The 18,885-nt window shown below is 51.9% G+C and carries 16 protein-coding genes; 7 read left to right on the forward strand and 9 right to left on the reverse strand.

What is annotated here, in order from left to right; genetic code table 11:
- Positions 1–383: 383 nt before the first annotated feature.
- On the reverse strand, positions 384–1,277 hold the full coding sequence (locus FOE74_RS04110; protein ID WP_149097317.1) for a carbohydrate kinase family protein: 894 nt from the start codon (positions 1,275–1,277) through the stop codon (positions 384–386).
- 259 nt (positions 1,278–1,536) lie between these two features.
- Between FOE74_RS04110 and lpdA the strand changes: the two genes are divergently transcribed.
- Positions 1,537–2,931 (forward strand): dihydrolipoyl dehydrogenase, encoded by a 1,395-nt coding sequence (lpdA, locus tag FOE74_RS04115; protein ID WP_149097318.1) that lies wholly within the window; start codon positions 1,537–1,539, stop codon positions 2,929–2,931.
- Positions 2,932–3,176: 245 nt separating this feature from the next.
- Positions 3,177–5,648 (forward strand): TonB-dependent receptor domain-containing protein, encoded by a 2,472-nt coding sequence (locus tag FOE74_RS04120; RefSeq protein WP_149097319.1) that lies wholly within the window; start codon positions 3,177–3,179, stop codon positions 5,646–5,648.
- Between the two features lie 173 nt (positions 5,649–5,821).
- Here FOE74_RS04120 and FOE74_RS04125 read toward each other — a convergent pair whose 3' ends face one another.
- Together FOE74_RS04125 and FOE74_RS04130 are read right to left on the reverse strand one after the other, a co-directional pair.
- Entirely contained in the window at positions 5,822–6,115 is a 294-nt protein-coding gene (locus FOE74_RS04125; RefSeq protein ID WP_225840628.1) for a YMGG-like glycine zipper-containing protein, read from the reverse strand.
- A gap of 246 nt (positions 6,116–6,361) precedes the next feature.
- Positions 6,362–7,150 (reverse strand): thermonuclease family protein, encoded by a 789-nt coding sequence (locus tag FOE74_RS04130; RefSeq protein WP_149097321.1) that lies wholly within the window; start codon positions 7,148–7,150, stop codon positions 6,362–6,364.
- Positions 7,151–7,498: 348 nt separating this feature from the next.
- Here FOE74_RS04130 and FOE74_RS04135 point away from each other — a divergent pair, with 348 nt between their 5' ends.
- Entirely contained in the window at positions 7,499–8,809 is a 1,311-nt protein-coding gene (locus tag FOE74_RS04135; protein WP_149097322.1) for an ammonium transporter, read from the forward strand.
- A 107-nt stretch (positions 8,810–8,916) separates the two neighbouring features.
- Here the strand turns inward: FOE74_RS04135 and FOE74_RS04140 are convergent, their stop codons facing one another.
- The gene (locus FOE74_RS04140) at positions 8,917–12,585 is read right to left on the reverse strand and encodes an AAA family ATPase (protein WP_149097323.1); all 3,669 of its coding nucleotides are present in this window, start codon (positions 12,583–12,585) and stop codon (positions 8,917–8,919) included.
- Between the two features lie 371 nt (positions 12,586–12,956).
- Complete coding sequence (locus FOE74_RS04145; RefSeq protein ID WP_149097324.1) at positions 12,957–13,370, reverse strand: DUF1761 domain-containing protein; 414 nt, start codon at positions 13,368–13,370, stop codon at positions 12,957–12,959.
- Between the two features lie 449 nt (positions 13,371–13,819).
- On the opposite strand from FOE74_RS04145, the gene FOE74_RS04150 reads away from it, so the two are divergent.
- Both FOE74_RS04150 and FOE74_RS04155 read left to right on the forward strand, forming a co-directional pair.
- Positions 13,820–14,359, forward strand: coding sequence for a YMGG-like glycine zipper-containing protein (locus FOE74_RS04150; protein WP_149097325.1), 540 nt, complete (start codon positions 13,820–13,822; stop codon positions 14,357–14,359).
- A 150-nt stretch (positions 14,360–14,509) separates the two neighbouring features.
- Complete coding sequence (locus tag FOE74_RS04155; RefSeq protein WP_225840629.1) at positions 14,510–14,956, forward strand: YybH family protein; 447 nt, start codon at positions 14,510–14,512, stop codon at positions 14,954–14,956.
- A 500-nt stretch (positions 14,957–15,456) separates the two neighbouring features.
- On the opposite strand, the gene FOE74_RS04160 is transcribed toward FOE74_RS04155, so the two are convergent.
- The 4 genes from FOE74_RS04160 to FOE74_RS04175 all read right to left on the reverse strand — a co-directional run bounded on the left by FOE74_RS04160 (position 15,457) and on the right by FOE74_RS04175 (position 17,980).
- A complete protein-coding gene (locus FOE74_RS04160; protein WP_149097327.1) occupies positions 15,457–15,783 on the reverse strand; it encodes a HesB/IscA family protein in 327 nt (108 codons plus the stop codon).
- A 20-nt stretch (positions 15,784–15,803) separates the two neighbouring features.
- The gene (locus FOE74_RS04165) at positions 15,804–16,211 is read right to left on the reverse strand and encodes a hypothetical protein (RefSeq protein ID WP_149097328.1); all 408 of its coding nucleotides are present in this window, start codon (positions 16,209–16,211) and stop codon (positions 15,804–15,806) included.
- Between the two features lie 16 nt (positions 16,212–16,227).
- Complete coding sequence (iscU, locus tag FOE74_RS04170) at positions 16,228–16,641, reverse strand: Fe-S cluster assembly scaffold IscU (protein ID WP_062544368.1); 414 nt, start codon at positions 16,639–16,641, stop codon at positions 16,228–16,230.
- 124 nt (positions 16,642–16,765) lie between these two features.
- A complete protein-coding gene (locus FOE74_RS04175; protein ID WP_308422672.1) occupies positions 16,766–17,980 on the reverse strand; it encodes an IscS subfamily cysteine desulfurase in 1,215 nt (404 codons plus the stop codon).
- 119 nt (positions 17,981–18,099) lie between these two features.
- Between FOE74_RS04175 and mce the strand changes: the two genes are divergently transcribed.
- Positions 18,100–18,501 (forward strand): methylmalonyl-CoA epimerase, encoded by a 402-nt coding sequence (gene mce / locus FOE74_RS04180; protein ID WP_149097329.1) that lies wholly within the window; start codon positions 18,100–18,102, stop codon positions 18,499–18,501.
- A gap of 189 nt (positions 18,502–18,690) precedes the next feature.
- The gene (locus FOE74_RS21150; protein WP_192576587.1) at positions 18,691–18,843 is read left to right on the forward strand and encodes a hypothetical protein; all 153 of its coding nucleotides are present in this window, start codon (positions 18,691–18,693) and stop codon (positions 18,841–18,843) included.
- Positions 18,844–18,885 lie beyond the last annotated feature (42 nt).

Below are 18,885 nucleotides of genomic sequence, written 5' to 3' on the forward strand. Positions count from 1 at the left end.
TTATTCGAGAAATAAATGCAAAACGCTCCTTCAGGCCCAGGCCGGAGGAGCGTTTTTATGCTGTTTTTGGGTCGATTTTCTAATAACGAGGCCAAAACGGGACTCCTTTTTTGATTGGTTGTTGCGAGTAATGAAGTTATCTGGTTGGTGAAAAAAATACCTTCAAAACAGACTCCTTTTTTGATCTGTCATCCTGAAAGGATCTTGGTAGCGAACGGTAAAGACGCTTTCTTCAAGGCCTTTCTAGTTTGCCCACAAGATCTTTCCAAGATGACAAAGGGTGGTACAATGACAAAGATAGATTGGTTGGATATCTTTGGCATAAAGGCATATATCAAACGTCAATGTGACTCACTTTTAAAAGGAATACTTGCCAAGCAAACTCACGATGGATTCATGATGCCTAGTTCCCTCTTGATTTCCTCTGAATAAGTAGGAATTGGACCGCGCCGGGAAGCCACATATCCGCCTAGTTTGTTGGCCAGGGCGGCGGCAGAAGTGGCGGGTTCCCCGTTCAGGTAATGGAACACGAAGGCCGCGCTGAAGGCATCACCAGCGCCGATGGCGTCAACCGCCGTGACCGGATCAGCGGGGGAGAAGGTGAATTGCCCTTGTTCATAGAGGTAGCAGCCTAGGGCGCCCGCCGTGATCAGGACCACCTGCGTCTGGTATTGCTCGGTGATCTTTTGGGCAAACGCTTCCGGCTCCATTTCTAAGCCGTACAGCAAGGTAGATAGCACCGTGACCTCTTCCTCATTCAACTTCAGGAGCGTACAGAGGGGCAGAGATTCCCTGATGATTTCTTCTGTATAAGAATCTTTGCGCAGGTTCACGTCATAGAAGACATGTTTGAAAGGTTGCTGCTGCACCAGGTGGTGTAAAGTTTCCCTGGATGATGGGCAACGCTGCGCCAGCGTCCCGAAGTAGAGCACATCATAGGTCACCGCCCATACATCCTCGGGGTTTTCGGGCGGCTGAATGTAGTCATACGCCACCTCCTGCAATATGGTATAGTCGGGTTGGCCATCCTGCAAGGTGACTTCTACCGTGCCGGTGGGGTGGTCGTGGTCTATTTGCACCAAGGTAGTTTGTACGCCCAGCGCTTCTATTTTTTCCAGGGCTTGGGTGCCCAGCTCATCCTGGCCCACGGCCGAGAAAATATACGTTTCAGCGCCGCATTGGGCGGCATGGGCGGCGAAGTTCAACGGGGCGCCTCCTAGATAAGGTTTGCCTTCTATGAGGTCAAACAGGATTTCGCCAAAGGACAATATTTTCATGGGCGTACGGCTAAGTCACGTAAAATGGGTAAGGAGATAAGGCCGGCGATCTGCCAAAATAAAAGACCGCTTGTGAACCGGAAACCCCTTAGCCTCAAGAACCTCTTACCTCAATCAGAACCCTAAAGTTCTGCTATTGACACCCGCCGTTTTCATGGTCGTTTTAAAAAACAGCCGGTAAAGGGCATGTGCGGGATAAACTTGGCAAAAGCATGATTATGATGTAGCTTTGCCTACACATAACCTTACATCCAGACACATGGCATCAAAATATGATTTGATAGTGGTAGGAAGCGGCCCCGGTGGTTACGTAGCTGCCATCCGCGCATCACAATTAGGTATGAAAGTGGGCGTGGTGGAGAAAGCTGAGTTAGGCGGAATCTGCCTTAACTGGGGCTGTATCCCTACCAAAGCCCTGCTGAAAAGCGCCCAGGTATTTGAGTATATCCAACACGCACAAGATTACGGCATCAACGTGGAAGGCGCCTCCGCCGATTTCGGCGCTGTGGTAGGCCGCAGCCGGGGCGTAGCCCAGGGCATGAGCAAAGGCATCCAGTTCCTGTTCCGCAAAAACAAGATTGACCATATCGCCGGTTACGGCAAATTGAAAGGCAAAGGCCAGATTGAGGTAACCTCTGCAGACGGCAAAGCCGAGATAGTAGAGGCCAACCACATCATTCTGGCTACCGGAGCCCGTTCCCGCGAACTTCCTAACCTGCCCATTGACGGCAAGAAAATCATTGGCTACCGCCAGGCCATGGTGCTGGAAAACCAGCCTAAGAGAATGGTAGTAGTAGGTTCTGGCGCCATTGGCGTGGAGTTCGCCTACTTCTACAACGCCATGGGTACTGAGGTGACCATTGTGGAGTTCCTGCCCAACATTGTGCCCGTGGAAGACGAAGAGATCTCTAAGCAACTGGAGAAATCCTTCAAGAAAAACGGCATCAACATCATGACCTCTTCTGAGGTGCAGAGCGTAGACACCACCGGTGAAGGCTGTGTGGTGAAGATCAAAACCGCCAAGGGCGAAGAAATCCTTGAAGCCGATGTGGTGCTGTCTGCCGTGGGTATCCAAACGAACCTGGAGAACCTGGGTCTGGAAGAACTAGGCATCAACGTTGAGCGCGGCCGCGTGCTGACGGATGATTTCTACCGCACCAACGTGGAAGGCGTGTACGCCATCGGTGACATTGTGAAAGGCCCAGCCCTGGCACATGTGGCCTCCGCGGAAGGCATCATCTGTGTGGAAGCCATTGCCGGACACAACCCAGAGCCGCTTGACTACAAAAACATCCCGGGCTGTACATACTGCGTGCCGGAGATTGCCTCAGTGGGTTACACCGAGAAAGAGTGCAAGGAACTGGGCCGCGAGATCAAAGTAGGCAAATTCCCGTTCTCGGCCTCAGGAAAAGCCTCTGCCGCCGGAGCCAAAGACGGTTTTGTGAAAGTGATCTTTGATGCCAAATACGGCGAGTTCCTGGGAGCGCACATGATTGGCGCCAACGTAACAGAGATGATCGCGGAGATTGTGGTAGCCCGTAAACTGGAGACCACCGGCCATGAGATGATCAAAGCGGTTCACCCGCACCCTACCATGTCTGAAGCCGTAATGGAAGCCGCCGCCGCCGCCTACGGCGAGGTGATCCACTTATAAGCTAATCGTTAGCAATAGAAAGAAAGGCCTGGGCATTGCCCGGGCCTTTTGTTTTTGCCCTGTTTTTTCAAAGGAAACGTAAAACAGAAAGCGGATTGGGCTGTTCCTGATGAAGTTTTACCTCTGTCGCACAATAGGTTACTGCTGGGCGGAAGAGAATACCCTTCCGTATTTATGTCATTAGTACCCTTTTTTGCCGTTTCTTAAGAAGGGCGGTCGGCCTTATAAGTCTTTATTGTGATTGCATGAACTATCTTTCTCTCCTTATTTTCTCCTTCTTTCTCCTTTTCCACGCCGGGCACCTGTATGGCCAAGGCAGCGTTGCGGGTAAGTTACAAGACGCCGCCACCAAGCAACCCGTGGGCTATGCCACGGCCGCCCTGCTGGCCGGCGCAGATTCTTCCATTGTGGGCAGTGCCCTGGTCAACGCGGACGGTTCGTTTGTGGTGGCGCCCGTTTCTGCGGGCCGGTACCACCTCCGGATTTCCTTTGTGGGCTATGCCACCAAGGTGGTGCCCAATGTGCAGGTGACCGCTGCGGCCCCCAATGTGAACCTGGGAGTGATTCCGTTCCGGTCGGCGAGTACGCAGTTGCGGGCGGTGGAAGTAGTGGGGCAGCGGGAGCAGGTAGAGTACGCGCTGGATCGCCGGGTGTACAACGTGAGCCAAGACCTTTCCACGGTGGGCGGTACGGCCGTAGATGTGATGCAGAACGTGCCCTCAGTGACAGTAGACCAGGAAGGTACCGTGAGCATGCGCGGCACTTCTAACATCACCATCCTCATTGACGGCAAACCCTCGGCGCTGAGTGGGTTGGGGCTGGACCAGATTCCGGCCAGTACCATTGAGCGGGTGGAGGTCATCACCAATCCATCTTCTAAGTTCGACCCCAGCGGCACGGGCGGTGTTTTGAACATCATTTTGAAAAAAGAGAAGCAAAGAGGGTTGAACGGACAAATCTCCGCGAACGCAGGGTTGGGCAATCGCTATAATACGTCGCTGAACCTGAACTACCGCTTCGGTAAGCTGAACCTCTTCGGTAACTATGACTTTAGGCAGGATGTGCGCAAAGGCACGGGCAGCCAGTCCCGCACCAGTTATTTCAAAACGAAACCAGTAGGCGGGCAGGACACGACTTCTTTTCAGGAGCAGGAATCGCGCAACACCAATGAAAGGGGCAACCACAACGTGCGCTTCGGGGCAGATTACCAGCTCACCGATAACCAGAGCCTGACGGGCTCCCTGCTGTACCGCTACGGCTACCGGGACAACACCGGCTCGGTGCAATACCGCTTTCTGGAGGAAGACAGGAACCTGAACAGCACCTCCACCAGAAACTCCCTGGGCTCAGAAACCAGCAACCTTATGGAGTACACCCTGGGCTACCGCAAGACCTTTTCCCGCCCCGGCCAGGAGCTGACTGCTGATGCGGTGTTCAACCAGGAAGAGGAAACCGGGGCAGATGATTTCCGGCAGTTTTACTTGGACCGACAAGGCGTTGCTTTGGGGGGCAGAGATTCCTGGCAGAAAAACAACATGCTGGAAAAAGAGCGCGAGTTCTCTTTGCAAGCAGATTACGTGCACCCTTTCTCTGAGAAAGGGAAATGGGAAGCCGGTTACCGGAGTACCTTTGAGCGCAATGACGCCAACGTACTGGCCACCGACCTGAACCAGGAAACCGGCCAGTTCGTGAACAGCGTGGGGCGCACGAACCATTTCATCTATGATGAATGGGTGCACGCGGTGTACGGCAATTTTGGCAACAAAATCAACAAGTTCAGCTATCAGTTGGGCGCGCGGTTGGAGCAAACCAACCTGGTCATAAATCAGGTAACCCAAAAAGATCGGAACAAGCAGGATTACCTCAACCTGTTCCCCAGCTTGTTCCTGACCTATGACTTCTCTGAGGAACAGAAAATACAGACCTCGTACAGCCGCCGCATTGACCGGCCCGGTACCCGGCAACTGAACCCCTTCCTGGACATCTCAGATTCCCTGAACCTTAGGCAGGGGAACCCTTACCTGAACCCTGAGTTCATAGATTCCTATGAGGTCAACTACCTTAAATTCTGGGAGCACGCCACCGCTACCGTAGGCGTTTTCTACCGCAGGATGACCGATGTGGTGCAGTCTTTCCGCGATCCGTTTGTGAATGAGCAAGGCCAGAATGCCACTATTTCCACCTTCGCCAACATTGGTTCCGGGGAGTCTTATGGAATTGAGTTGACCGGCTCCGCTACGCTTACGCCTTGGTGGCGCGTCAACGCCAATGCCTCAGGGTTCAATTACCGGCTGAACGCCGAAGAGCAGGGCCTGGCCAACAGCAGCAGAATCAGCTGGACCGGTCGGCTGAACTCCAATTTCACGCTGCCTTTCAAAACCGAGGTGCAGCTTTCAGCCAACTACAGATCGCCCACGGTTACGCTGCAAGGCGAACGCTCAGAATTCTTCATGGCCAGCCTGAGTGCCCGTAAAGAGGTGTTGGGCGGCAAAGGCAACATCATTCTGCGGGTGCAGGATTTGTTTAACACCATGCGCTTTGACTCTTACACCTACATTGCCGGGGAACTGGAGGAACGAAGCCGGTATAAGCCGCAGAGCCAGATTGTGTACGTAGGGTTCAGCTACCGTTTCGGGAATACGGCCCAGAAACGCGAGCGCGAGCGCGAGGAGAATGAGACACCGGCAGGCCCAGAGCGCGAAGGCGGCCAGTACTGATATGCTGCTGGTGGTAGGTTGTACTAGTTTTTGGCTGTTTTGGGTAAAACCTGCCTGAAACCAGAATTGCAGTACAAGCACGGGCCAAACCTGGCCTAGGAATGCCTGAAATTAGAAAAGGCCGGCTTCTGGGAAGAAACCGGCCTTTTCAGACTCAAAGTCAACTAAAAGGGTTAGTTGTTCTTTTTATTGGCGTATTGATCGTAGCGTTTAGGGTCTTTCTTTCGGTCTTTCTTTCTGCCTATGGCGCCCCCGGCTACTGTACCGGCTGCGGCTCCAATCACGGCTCCTTTACCACTGCCAATAATGGCTCCAGTAGCGGCCCCACCAGCACCGCCTATCACGGCGCCTTTGGCTTTCTTACTCCAGCCTTTCTTCTCTTTTTTTACTTCCTGGGCCTGTGCCTCGTGCGTCACGCTGCCGCCTAGTACAAATACAGAACACAGCATGACCAAAGATATCTTCATATTTTTCATGATCTTCTTCTGGTTGATGTATGGTATTAAACGGGGGTGAATCGCTCAGGTTATGTATTTATGGCAGGAAGGTAATATGAAAAAAGAAAGAATGTTGAAAATTTATAATTGCTGGGCCTTTACTACACCTGGCTCCAGGACCTGCCCTTAGGCTACCGTTGTACTGCATGACCTTGTACTTCCAGCAATTTTTAAGAGGAGCCGTTTTTAGGGTATTTTCTAGCAAATAAGTATTTTTTACTGGGCGCAAACCTTGCAGGGTTTCCGGCTCTGGCTTTTGGCTTGGGCCAGGGGAAGGGTACCAGTACTACTTTTACATTGTTCCAATAAATGACAGGCCTTGTCCAGGTGATAGGTTTTGGCGCCTTTGCTTTCACAGATGTACACCTTTCCGGTCTTAGACGAGATAGTAGCCGACGGGGAAGTAGCGGTTTTAGGCAACGATGTCCCGGTTTTCTTAGAAACAGAAGAGGTAGCTTCTGCGGTGGCAGCGGGAGTGGTTCTCTTTTTCCGGAAGTCCCAGGGGGCCCTGGGCGAAGGATCAGCCCATAAGCCGCGTTTCTCGGCGCGGGCCTCCGCCTCCAGGCGGGCCAGTTCCTGGTCTTTGGAGTAGGCGGTGTAATGCCAGGCGAATCCGTTTTTTACTAGTTCCTGATTCAGGTTGCGGCCGTCTGGCAAGATGATCTCGCCCACGGTGCGGCCGTACCGGTCAACGTCATGCACCACCAGCCCCACAGACTTCCCAAACACCAAGTCAGAGGTGAATTGCCGGGCGCGGGTGCCAAAATCCTGGTTCTTTTCCGGACAGTCTACGCCTTGCAACCTGATCCGGAGCGGTTTGCCATCTTTCAGCAATTCAATGGTGTCGCCGTCTTTGATGGCAATGACCTTATACTGGTTTTCGCCCGTGGTGGCCTCTTCTTGCTTCTGGTCTTGTGAGTAATCGCGGCTTTGCTGGCAGCCCAGGCAAAGAAGCAGCCACACCAGCCAAAGGTGAAAGGGATATTTGTTTTTTCTGAAATACATGGGCAACTCTGCTTTTGGATAAGCTAATGTACGTGCCAAGTTAACAGTTGGTATTGAATTAAGGGGAAAGCCTATAAAACTTGCCTTATTCTATTAAAATTTATGGGGGGTCGTTTCTTAAGAAAATGAAAAGCAGTTGGGACAGTGATTAGAGAAATGGTAGCCAGGTGGTGATAAAGGAATAGCTCCTTGCTATTTTAAAAATACAATCATTGAGACACTGTTATAGTATTGTGTGAATTGATGAATAGTTGGTAATTATCTGTTTTAAATGTTGAAATATTTTTAACAAATTAAAGCCGCTTACCCTTGTTCTATCCACTATTCAGATAATTCTATCCAGCCCGTATGCGCCCTAAACTTTCCAAGGTCCCGTTTATTTTGTTGGCCATCACGGTCCTGCTCACCTTTGTGTTTCCGTCTGTTCCGGGTGGTGCTACCCCTGCAGGGCTTAGCCCCGCTGACACCGCCTGGATGCTCACCGCCACGGCTCTCGTCCTCATCATGACTCCCGGTCTGGCTTTCTTCTATGGAGGCATGGTGAACCGCCGGAACGTGATCTCTACTATGCTGCAAAGTTTTATCTGCATGGCCATGATCTCTGTGATTTGGGTGGTGTTTGGGTTCAGCCTGGCCTTTGGCGAATCAATGGGAGGCTTTGTGGGGAACCCTACTACCTTCTTCATGATGCGCAATGTGCTGGATGGCGCTCCCTGGGAACTGGCGCCCACCATACCGTTGGCTTTGTTTGCCATGTTTCAGCTCAAATTCGCCATTATCACCCCTGCCTTGATCACCGGGGCCTTCGCGGAGCGCATCCGGTTCACTTCCTATACCGTCTTCGTGCTGTTGTTCTTCGTGTTTATCTATGCCCCGCTGGCCCACGCCACCTGGCACCCCCAGGGGCTCCTGTTTCAAATGGGGGTACTGGATTTCGCGGGCGGAACGGTGGTGCATATGTCGGCGGGGTGGGCAGCCCTGGCCTCGGCAATCTGTTTGAAAAGACGCCATGAAGTAAGCCATTCGCCTGCCTATATCACCTTTGTGCTGTTGGGCACGGGCCTGTTGTGGTTTGGCTGGTTCGGCTTCAACGCGGGTTCTGCCATGGGCGCCAACCCTCTGGCGGCTACGGCGCTGGCTACCACTATGACTGCTTCGGCCGCGGCCGCCCTAGCCTGGATTTTCTTTGATGGCGTGAAAGGCCGAAAACCCAGTGCCTTGGGAACCTGTATTGGCGCCGTGGTTGGGTTGGTGGCCATTACTCCCGGGGCTGGTTTTGTCACCTTACCACACTCTATTGCCATTGGCGTGATCTCAGCAGTGGTAAGTAACCTGCTGGTGGACCTACGCTCGCGCACGAACGTAGATGATACCCTGGACGTGTTCCCTTGCCATGGGGTAGGGGGCATGGTGGGCATGCTGCTCACGGGTGTATTCGCCAGCAAAGGCGTGAACCCCGCCATTGCCGATCAAGGGTTGATCTTTGGCGAGACCAGACTGTTTCTGGTGCAGCTTACCGCCTTGATTGGGGTTTCTATCTTCGCCTTTGGTGGTTCCTGGGTGCTGCTGAAACTCACCAACCTGATCACGCCCCTGCGGGTTTCTGTGGAGGAAGAGCAATTAGGGCTGGATCTCTCGCAGCATGATGAGAAAATGTAAGGCGGTAGTACGAACCTGTAACAGCGTAAAACAGGAGAGGCTCCCCGGTTTGGGGAGCCTCTCCTGTTTTTAGAAGGTAACGGTTGACTTAATTCGGACTTGTTATGTTACACTACCATGCCAACGGGGCTTACCACTCTGATCTCGCTGCGGCCGCCGGCTTGTTTCTGCACCACAATCTGGGTACCTATGCGCTCTTTGAGGGCTTCTACGTGGGAGATGATGCCGATCATTTTGCCGCTGGCCTGCAGGTTTTCCAGCGCATCCATGGCAATGTCCAGGGTTTCCGCATCCAGGGTACCAAAGCCTTCGTCAATGAACAGGGAATGGATCTGGGCTTTGTGGCTGGCCAAGTCTGACAGACCCAGGGCCAGGGCCAGGCTTACCAGAAAGCTTTCGCCGCCGGAGAGGGAATTGACCGAGCGGATGGCATCACCCTGGTACGTGTCCTGGATCTGCAGTTCCAGTTCTTCGGTTTTGCTTTTCAAGATGCGGTAGCGGTCGTTGAGGCGGTGCAGGTGGCGGTTGCCCAGTTCTACCAGCCGGGCCAACGTGAGGCTTTGCGCATACTTGCTGAACTTCTTGCCATCGGCAGAGCCGATGAGGCGCGCCAGGCGGTCCCAGCGTTCGGCTTCGCCTTTCTGCACGTCCAGCTGCTGGGTGAGCTGCTGGTGTTTTTCGCGGAGCTGGGTGTCCTGCTGCAGTTTCAGTTCCAGTTGCCCCCATTGGGTCTGGCATTGTTCCCGTTCTTCTTCCAGCGCTTGGATGAGCGGCGCTAACTCAGGCAGCGTGAGCTCGGTGAGGTGCCGTTCCTTTTCTGATTGATACTCTGCGCGGGTTTGTTGGAGGCTGTGCTTCAGCTCCGTCAGCGTTTTCTGTACCCGCTCCTGTTCCTGCCGAAGTTGCTGTGCTTCTGCTTCTGGCAGGAGGCGAGACTTCAGCTCGGCAAGAGAATGCAGGGGCTGTATTTTCTGCAGGAGGGCCTCTTCCTGGCGCTCCTGGTTTTGTTTGTTGGCTTGTTGTTCCTTTTGTTTATCAGTGAGCTGGTGGGTAAGGCGGTTCAGTTGTTCCTGTTCGCGCTGCAGCGCTGCTTCTGAAGTTTGCAACGCTTGGGTAGCCTGTTGCAGGGTTTGTTGCAGGCGCTGTTTCTCGGCCTGGGGCTGTACGCCCTGGGGCAGGAGTTGGTGGCGCTGGTTCTGCAGGTCCTGTAACTGCTGACGGGTGTGCTCCAGCTGCCCCTGGCGTAGGGCGAGCTCGGCCTGCTTCTCGGTCAGGGATTTCAGGCTGTTGTCTGCCTCTGATTTTGCCTCAGCGTATTTCAGCCTCATTTCAGGCAGTTGGGCGTTTTTCTGCTCGTATTCTGCTCTTCGTTTCTCCAGTTGAGTAAGCAGGTCTGGGCCGTTGGTGCCATCATAGGCGAGGCCGTAGGTGCTGAAGAAGCCCTTCAAGGTGTCCGAGACTACTTGCTCCTGCTCGGCTAGGTCGTCTAGTTCTTCTTGCAGGCGTTGGAGCTGGGTTTGAGCCTGGCCACGTTTTTCAGCGGTTTTCTCTAATTCGTGCCGTAAACGTTGCTGTTCCGCTTGCAGCTTCCGTTCTTCCTGGTGGGCGGCCTCAGTGCGGGTGCGCAAAGCCCGTAGGGTCTCCAAGGTGGCGGTGGCTTGCTGAAGCTCGGTTTTACGGGCCGTCCAGTAATGGTCTATGGAATCAGATAATGCAATCTCGTGGGCCAGTTCCAAAGCAGAGTTCAGTTCCGCGAACTGGGCCTGCATACTGGCGGCCTGGGTCTCTGCGTCCTGTACTTGCGCCTGAAGGTGCTGCGCGGCCACCTCCGCCTTGTGCACGGCGGCGGCCAGTTCCCGCTCCTGTTGGTCTAGCCGCTGCAGGTGTTGTTGTTGGCGTTGCAGGTTCTGCTCGGCTTCAGTCAGGGTCTGGGGTTGGTGTTCCTCCACAAAAGGGTGGTGGGTAGAACCGCAGAGCGGACAAGGCTGGTGGGGTTGCAGGTGGGCACGGGCTTCCTCATATTTTTGAATCTGCCGTTGCAGGTCTACGATCTGCTGCAGGTCTTTGAGTTTGTCCTGGGCCTGTTGGCGCTGGGCGCCCGTTTCAATATGGTGGGTGCGCTGCTGGTGCAGGTGTTGGGTGGTCTTGGTGAATTGGCTTTGCAGGTCTTGCCGGCGGACTTCCAGCTTAAGGAAGCTTTTGCTGACGTCCAGCTGTTTCTCTAATTGGCTGCACACCTGCGGTAGCCGATGGCAGAGTTGCTCCAAGGCCTCTGGTTGCTGGCCCTGCAGCACCCCTGCGGACTGTTTCTGCAACTGCGCCAAGGTGGTTTGCTGCTCTTCCAGGCTTTGTTCAATCGCCTGTAGTTGGGTTTGCCAGGTGGCGCTGTTTTTTGCCTCGTTTTCTAATAGCAGCCTGTAATCTGCTTGTTCTTTCCTGAATTTGGTTTGCTGTTTCTGTACCTCCTGCAAGTTTCTCAGTTCAGATTTGCCGTCGTGCAGGGTATGGGTTAGTTCCTTGTCCAATTCATGGGTTTTGAGCCAGTCGTTGAGTTGCTTGCCCTCTGCAAGAAGTACCTGGAGCAGGTTTTGCTGTTGCGCCAGCAGGGCAGAGAGTTGCTGGGTCTGTTGCGCGAGGTGGGCAGTAGCTTCCTCTTCCCGGGTATAGTGTGCCTGGTACGCCGCAATCTGCGTGTCTTGCTGTAGCACCTGGTCTAGCCGGGGTTCTGCCTGGGCAAGGGTTTGCTGCGCGCCGGCTTGGGCGGTGCGGGCGGATTGGGTAAGTTGCGTTTGCTGGTTTACAACCTGTTCCTGGGCGGGAATCTGCTGCTGAAGCGTAGCAATGCCTTGGCCCAGTACATGCCCTTGGTGCATTACCTCTTCCAGCCGCGCCAGGTCACTTTGGTAGGGAAGGGTTTGCTCATGGCGCTGCAGCCGCTCCCGCTGCGGTAGCCAGGCCTGTTCTTCGGCATGGGCTCCGGCTAACTGTTCTACTGTTTGGGTTTCTTTCTGCTGTAGTTTCTGAAGGTGCAGAAGCCAGGCCTGCTGCTCCTGGTGCTGTTTTATCTGGTGGTGGGCCAGATGGGCAGCCGCTTTGAGTTGGGTAGCCTCCTGCTCCAAAGCGGTGCGGTTCTCTTCTGACAGGAGCTGGTCCAGGTGCAGGCGCTGCTCTATCTCCTGCAGTTTCTGCTTTTCGGCCTTGGCCTTCTCATAGGCGGCCATGGAAATCTGGGAGTAGATGCGGGTATCAGTGAGTTTCTCCAGCAGTTCGCTGCGTTCGCTTTCGCTGGCTTTCAGGAACCGGGTGAAGTCTCCCTGTGAGAGCATGACCGACCGCAGGAACTGCTGGAAGTCCAGGCCTACTATCTCGGCTACTTTTTTAGGAACTTCGCTGGGTTTGAGGTCAAACGGTACATCGTCACTTGTCAGGCACAGCTCCATGTGCACCGACTGGAACTCGCCGGTGGCTTTGCCGCGGCTCCGGCGCAACGACCACGTAGACCGGTACTGTTTCCCGTGAGCCTCAAATTCTACCTCAGACTTGCACTCGCCGGTATGGCGCGTCATGATTTCCCGGATGGGTTTGCCGCTGCCGTGGCGGGGCACCTCGCCGTACAGGGCCACCGTGATGGCGTCCAGAATAGTGGTTTTGCCCGCGCCTGTGGGTCCGGTGATGGCAAACAGCCCAGACTCACTCAATGGCGGCTCATGGAACCGGATGTGGTGCTCGCCCTGCAGCGAGTTCAGGTTAAGGAAACGGACAGAGGTTATCTTCACGGGAGTGGGAACTATGCGAGATAGTAAAGATAACAGGTTTTGGGGAAGGGGAGGAGTTCAGTTTCGGGCTTATTTCAGGAAAAACAGGCTAAAAACAAAGACGCCAGCCCCTAAATGAGGAGCTGGCATATCTGGAAGAGTTCCTCTACGAATGAGTTACATAATAAAGGAACTCCCCAGCGCTTCTATCTGCCAAAAGATAACTAGGCAGCATTGCAGTCCTAAGGCAGGTCTGTTAAACCAAGGTTTAGATAGAAGTCCTGTCTTTTCCATTAGGTGTTGATTGATTAGTAGAAGCTGCTTCAGGAGTGAGATATGATTAAGGTTTGTTTTCTGAAAACGAAGCCATAAACGCAAACTCTTTTTTCTTTCTAATTCCAACCACCTAATATGGCGCCCATTACCGTGAAGGCCACGGTCATATACCCGCCATTGGTGAGCACGTAGGACAGGGGGCGTCTTTCAAACAGGGAAATGACCCCCATAGCCAAGGCTACCCAACCAAGACCGGCCATAAACCCAGCCGTTGCGCCGAAAGCGGTATCACCGGCTCCTATAAACAAGGCCAGGTTGAGCGCCATGAAGAAGGAAAGCACAAAGGCCAGACCGAAGATAAACGCCATGTTAGGGTTGCCCATTTCCTGTTCGGTAAACTTGTTAGCGCGCATCCAGGCTTTGGCAAACAGCAGAGGCGAGTACCAGAGCCCGCCAATAAGAAAGGTAGAGAAGGCGGCGGCTAAAACGGCCAACCAGTTTAGGTCTTGCAGGGCAGTAGAAATATCCATGAATGGGTCCTTACCTTTTTAAGTTGAGAGGGGGGGTAACCAAACAATATAGGGTAAAGTAGATGTTTTAAAAAAACGGGAGAATAATTTTTTGAATAAGGGCCTCGGCCGGCCCAAAAATCATTGGAAAAGTTTTATTCTTGGTAAGGTTTGATAGACAATAAGATAAAGGAAAAAATGGGCTTAGCGCTTGGGTAAACAATGAATATAGGCCAAGAATAGATAGTGGTTTAGGAAAAGTTGGCAAAGAGTTTGTATCCAAATAGTATAGAATACGTTGAAGCAGCAGATTTCAACCTCAGTAATCGGAGACGCCGATTTAAGCAGTGTCACTTCTAATTTTTCTCTCCGGGACCGTTTTCTGGAAAGTGTTTTAAAAGTTGGCACGGATGTTGAAAATCGTTCTGTACATGAGCGGAAAAAATTAACGAATACTAAAAAGTACTATTATGAAAAAGCTAAGTTTGATATTCAGCCTGATGTTCTTAGTGTCTGTTGCTTTCAATAGTGCCCAGGCGCAAGAAAGAAAAAAATGGAGCCCACAAGCCAAAGGTGCCGTCATTGGAGCTGGTACTGGTGCAGCAGCTGGTGCCATCATCAACAAACGTAACCGTGTAGTGGGTGGTGTTGTAGGAGGTGTTGTAGGTGGAGCCGCCGGGTACGGAGTTGGTAAAATCGTAGACAACAAGAAAAAGAAGAGAGAAGCTGAAAGAGAAGCAGAGTTCAACAGAAGTGTAGCGGCCAACAGAGCGTATGCATACAGCTCTTCTAACAGATCTGCCGGTTCTTCTGCTAAGAGATCCACTTCTTCTGCCGCTAAAACCGCAGCCGTTGCTGCCCCAGCCGCCGCTGCTATGGCTTATACTGGCTACACTGCCGGTCAGCCACAGATCATGACTATGTCTAACTTGTCTTTCTTACCTAACGAGCACTACGGTGACTATTCAAAACCGTATGCTGATTCTGAATACAGAAGAAAAAGCTGGTAATGAGGCAGTAGCCCACCTATAGGAAAGCCCAAGCCCAGTGCTTGGGCTTTTTTTAACAACAATATTAAAATATTTGAAACTCCTAATATTCTATTGGAGTATGTGGTTTAGTCATTCACCAAACTTATTACTATGAAACCGTACCTGTTAATGTTTGTATTTGCTGCCTTGCTTTCTTCCTGCTCTAAAATGGACGAGAAAAAGGAGCCGGTAAACGTACAGCAATTGAACCAGCAGTTTATAGGAGCCTGGAACAGCAAGAATTCAGCCCAATTAGATACGCTTCTAGCCGACGATGTGCATTTTGTGCAGGGCGAGGTACACTACAACGGTAAGTCTGAGGTCTCGCAGAAATGGGTGCGGGAAACCATGGGTACCATCGAAAACCTCAGAACTTTCTCGGTAAGCTCAGGCGCCGATGAGAACATCGCTTTTGAAGGCGGTACCTTTACCGTGGATGTGATCCCGTCTGACCGCCAGCTGCCCAAAGGAGAAGGAGAAGGTAACTTTATGCTGGTTTGGAAAAAGAACGAAAAGGGAGCCTGGAAACTACACTATGCCCAGTTGGAAGACCATCCGGTGCAGGTGGCCAGATAAGCATTTTATAATTTAGCGTTAATTCAAGGAGGCTTGGGGATGATTTCTCCAAGCCTTTCTTATGGAGGTGTATGTCTGACTTTGAGCTTTTTACTCTATTTATCTCTTAGGCGTCCTGGGACGACATTGGGAGCGAACAGCAATGACGGACCAAAGGAGCCCTGCTGGCTCTCTTGTCGTGCGTAGTCTTTGACTACGGCACCTCTGGACCGCAAATCTTCAGATTGGCATTACAGGAAAGCCCAGTGTTTTGAGCATGTTATCATAAAAGCAGGCACCAAACGAGCCTCAATCTTCAAAATGTTGTTCTCGCCAATCAGGAGATTGGCAGCCCGGAAGTAACGCAGTCAAAGACTACGCATAACCAAAGTGTACTTAATGGGAGGTAGGGCAAGCTAAAGCCAAGGAGAGGGTCTTTATAACCTGTTTTCTTGAAAATGCTAGTAAAGCAAAAGGCACCGCATGCGGTGCCTTTTGCTTTACTAATAAAATGTACTTGCTTATACAGAGAAGCTGTCGCCGCAGCCGCAGGTACGGCTGGCGTTGGGGTTGTTGAAGTAGAAACCTTTTCCGTTCAACCCGTCTGAGAAGTCCAGCTCCGTGCCGGCCAGGTACAGGAAGCTTTTCATGTCTACCACTACCTTTACGCCTTTATCCTCGAACTCCTGGTCCATGGGCTTCACTTCGTCATCAAAGTCAAGCTTGTACGACAAGCCAGAGCAACCGCCACCGGCCACAGAGGCTCTTAAACGGAAGCTGTCGTCTATGTTAGAGTCTTGCTTCAGCTTGAGTACTTTCTCTTTTGCTTTATCAGAAACGGTAATCATACGCGTGTCCTTTCTTTATTTTAAGAGACCGGGTTCAGCACCACACTGAAAACCGTGATGGTGTTGATGTCGCGGCCATAATATAGTTTATCCAACGCATCATACATGTTGGTCGCCCGGAAGTAGGACGTGTTCAGCTCGCGCTCGCCCCGTGCCACCCATTGGATAGTAAAGGAGCTTTCCTGGTCGCGCGACTGCCGCACATAATCGAGCATCTTCCGGAGCGCATCCACTTTGTCATAGCCTGTCACCGTGTGGAACAGGAACGACTGGTGGTGCCGCGGGTTCACCGTGATCAGATCCAGGCGCATCCGGTCTTCCATAGAGCGGAAGTCAAACAGCAGCTGACTTCCCTCCATGCCTAAATGCTCCTCAATCTGCTTCTGAATCCGGGCGCTCTCTACGTGCACATTGGTGTTTACCTCCATTGCGCTCGCAGACAGATTAGTGGTGCGATTTAGCTTCTACCAATGGCTCCAGACCGTTTTTCACGCGGTAGTCATTGATAGCAGATTTAATAGCGTCTTCCGCTAAAACAGAGCAGTGGATTTTCACCGGCGGCAAAGCCAGTTCTTCCACAATCTCCATGTTGTCAATGGCCAACGCCTCATCAACGGTTTTGCCTTTCAACCACTCTGTGGCCAGAGAAGAAGAAGCAATAGCAGAACCACAACCGAAGGTTTTGAACTTGGCATCCGTGATGACCTGGTTCTCATCTACTTCAATCTGCAGACGCATTACGTCACCGCACTCAGGAGCACCTACTAAACCAGTACCCACGTTTGATTTTGATTTGTCCAGCGTGCCTACGTTACGTGGGTTGCTGTAATGATCGATTACTTTATCTGAATAAGCCATGGCTCTTTTTAATTACGAATTAAGAATTTGAAATTAGGAATTTGGATTAAGTGTCTAGGTTATACGATTTTAGAACAAGTTCTGATCGATTCCTAATTCTTAATTCCCCATTCCTAATTGAATATTAGTGTTCTGCCCACTCTACAGAGTCAAGGTCAATACCCTCTTTGAACATTTCCCACAGCGGGCTTAGTTCACGGAGTTTAGTAACAGCCTCTTTCACGTGGCTGATAGCGAAGTCCACCTCTTCATCAGTGGTGAACCGGCTTAAGCCGAAACGCAGGGAAGAGTGCGCCAGGTCATCGCTCATGCCCATGGCCTTTAGCACGTAAGAAGGCTCCAAAGAAGCAGAAGTACAGGCCGAACCAGAAGATACGGCAATGTCTTTCACGCCCATCATCAAGCCTTCGCCTTCTACATATTTGAAAGAGATGTTGCTCACGTGTGGCAGACGGCTCTCTTTGTTTCCGTTCAAGTAAGACTCTTCCATTTGTAGCAACTCGCGCTCCAAGCGATCACGCATGGCCACAATGCGGGCAGTATCAGAGGCCATATCAGTACGGCAGATTTCAGCAGCTTTGCCTAGACCCACAATACCTGGCACGTTCAAGGTACCGGAACGCATGCCACGCTCATGTCCGCCGCCGTCCATCTGGGCAGTAACTTTTACCCGTGGGTTCTTCCGGCGCACATACAAAGCACCAACGCCTTTAGGGCCGTACATCTTGTGGCCAGAGAAGGCCATCAGGTCAATACCGTCGGCTTCTACGTCTACCGGAATTTTACCCACGGCCTGGGTAGCATCTGAGAAGAAGAGCACGCCGTGTTTCTTGGCAATCCGACCAATCTCTCTGATGGGCTGTACCACGCCCACCTCATTGTTTCCAAACATGATGGAGATCAGGATGGTCTTGTCTGTGATGGCGGCTTCCAGTTCTTCTAAATTGATCAAGCCTTCTGAGTTCACTTGCAGATAGGTCACCTGTCCGCCTAGTTTCTCAATGTGCTTACACGTATCCAACACGGCTTTGTGCTCTGTGGTGGCGGTGATGATATGGTTTCCTTTAGAAGCGTACATCTCAAACACACCCTTGATAGCAAGGTTGTCTGACTCAGTAGCCCCTGAAGTGAAAATAAGCTCTTTAGGGTTACAGTTGATCAAGGCCGCGATCTGCTCACGGGCGTAATCTACCGCTTCTTCGGCGGCCCAACCGAACGGGTGGTTCCGGGACGCAGCGTTCCCGAAATGGTTCGTAAAGTATGGCAACATGGCCTCCAACACGCGCGGGTCCATAGGCGTGGTGGCATTATTATCTAGATAAATCGGAAATTTCAGCATCTTCGTCAATAGTTTTCCTGTGTTGGCTTATCAAAAAAACACTTTTTTGCTCCAGTTAGTTTGATTTGCACGCAAAAATACATAAAAATCGGCACTTAGAATAGGTTTAAATAAACAGTATGCATGTAGAACATATAGGTATTGCGGTGAAAAATTGCCAAGACGCCAATCAGTTGTTTGCCAAATTATTAGGTTCAGAGCCTTATAAGGCTGAAAAAGTTGAAAGCGAGGCCGTTAACACCTCCTTTTTTCAGGTGGGAAACACCAAGATTGAGCTCCTGGAAGCCACCGCCGAGCACAGCGCCATTGCCAAGTTCATAGAGAAGAGAGGCGAGGGAATCCACCACATCGCCTTTGAGGTAAAGGACATTTACGCGGAGATGGAGCGGCTGAAAGCCGAAGGTTTCCAGCTCCTGAACGAGGCTCCCAAACGCGGTGCCGACAACAAACTGGTGTGCTTCGTGCACCCTAAATCAGCAAACGGCGTGCTGGTGGAACTGTGCCAAGAAATCAAGGAATAGCGGTTTTTGGGCGTCTAAGGCTGCTTTTTAGTTTTTGGTTGAGAAACGGTATTGGCCGTGACACTCGTAGGAGCTGCGCACACTACGAGGTCTTTTGGGTCCGTGATGAGGTTGTTTTGAAGGTCTGCTGCAGGCCCAGGTGTGGTGCTTATCTGTTGCAGGAACCCTGCTTTCTGAGAGCTTTGTCTGGTGCTATCCTGGAAGATACCTAGTGTAGAAGAAGTGAATGGCGAGGTATGGCTGGTGAAAGGCGAAGGTTTCCCAGACCTCGTAGTGCGCGCAGCTCCTACGAGTGTCTTCGCCGACAACCTCTGCCAGGCCGAAGACCTCACAGGTTTTTAAAACCTGTGAGGTCTGATATTCCATCCGTTTTCATCCTCTTTT

It is taken from the genome of Rufibacter glacialis, assembly GCF_008271745.1.
Taxonomy (GTDB): Bacteria; Bacteroidota; Bacteroidia; order Cytophagales; family Hymenobacteraceae; genus Nibribacter; species Nibribacter glacialis.